The organism is Streptomyces sporangiiformans, from assembly GCF_005768555.2.
Lineage (GTDB): Bacteria > Actinomycetota > Actinomycetes > Streptomycetales > Streptomycetaceae > Streptomyces > Streptomyces sporangiiformans.
Map to the genome: position 1 here is coordinate 1 of NZ_VCHX02000002.1, position 1500 is coordinate 1500.

Here is a 1500-nt window from a genome sequence, read left to right on the forward strand (position 1 = left end):
TCCGCCGCGAGCTTCTGGGCGAGTTGCGCCACGGCCTCCTCGGCGCCGGCGATCACCACCGACCGCGGACCGTTGACCGCCGCAACCGACGCCCCGGCCTCCCGCCCCTCCAGCAGCGCCGCGACCTCGTCCTCGGACGCCTCCACCGCGAACATCGCCCCACCGGAAGGCAGTTGCTGCATCAGCCGACCCCGCGCCACAACAAGAGCGCAGGCATCCTCCAGCGAGAACACACCCGCCACATGCGCCGCAGCAAGTTCGCCGATGGAGTGCCCGACGACGAAGTCCGGCCGCACCCCCCACGACTCCAGCAGCCGGAACAGCGCCACCTCCACCGCGAANAAGTTCGCCGATGGAGTGCCCGACGACGAAGTCCGGCCGCACCCCCCACGACTCCAGCAGCCGGAACAGCGCCACCTCCACCGCGAACAACGCAGGCTGCGCCCACTCCGTACAATCCAACGCCTCCGCATCCGCACCGAAAACCACATCCCGCAGCCCGTCCACATGGACACACACCGCATCGAACGCCTCCGCGAAGACCGGGAACGCCTCATACAACTCACGCCCCATACCCAGGCGCTGCGCACCCTGACCGGAGAACAAGAACGCCGTCCTGCCCTCGGACAGCGGCGGATGCGTCACCGCACCGGCGGCCACCGCCTCCAGACCGGCGATCAGCGACGCCCGGTCCTCGCCCAGCGCCACCGCACGGTATTCAAAAGCAGTACGCGTGGTGGCCAAGGACAGCCCCACGTCCAGCGCATCGAGCTCGGGATGCGCCTCCGCATGGGCCAGCAACCGGGCCGCCTGTGCCCGCAGCGCCTCCCGGCTGTGCGCACTGACCACCCACGGCACCACGGGCAGCACACCCGACGCTCCGGCAGGCTCCGAGGCTGTCTCCTCCTCAGGTGCGGCTTCGAGGATCACGTGCGCGTTCGTGCCGGACAGACCGAACGACGACACACCCGCCCGGCGCGCATGCTCCGACTCAGGCCATGACACGGCCTCCGACAGCAGACGCACCTCACCCGCCTGCCAGTCGATACGCGAAGACGGCTCATCCACATGCAGGGTGGCGGGCAGCATCCCCTGCCGCATCGCCAACACCATCTTGATCACACCCGCCACACCAGCGGCGGCCTGGGTGTGACCGAGGTTCGACTTCACCGAGCCGAGCCACAACGGCCGCTCCTCGGATCGGCCCTGCCCATAGGTGGCGATCAGCGCCTGCGCCTCGATCGGATCCCCCAGCGCCGTCCCCGTCCCATGCGCCTCCACCGCATCAACTTCGCCAGAAGACACACCGGCCGCCGCAAGAGCGGCACGGATCACCCGCTGCTGCGAGGGACCATTCGGCGCGGTCAACCCGTTCGACGCACCATCCTGATTCACCGCGGAGCCACGTACGACAGCGAGCACCGGGTGGCCATGACGGCGCGCGTCAGACAGTCGCTCCACCAGCAGCACACCCACACCCTCAGACCAGCCGGTCCCGTC

General features: G+C 69.4%; 1 protein-coding gene and 1 pseudogene. Both read right to left on the minus strand.

Translation table 11 applies throughout. The features are described from left to right. Positions 1-341: acyltransferase domain-containing protein (locus tag FGD71_RS48155; protein WP_244951175.1), on the minus strand; the 341-nt coding region annotated here is incomplete at both ends. A 1-nt stretch (position 342) separates the two neighbouring features. Next, positions 343-1500, minus strand: a pseudogene (locus FGD71_RS47155) (acyltransferase domain-containing protein); the annotation flags it as partial.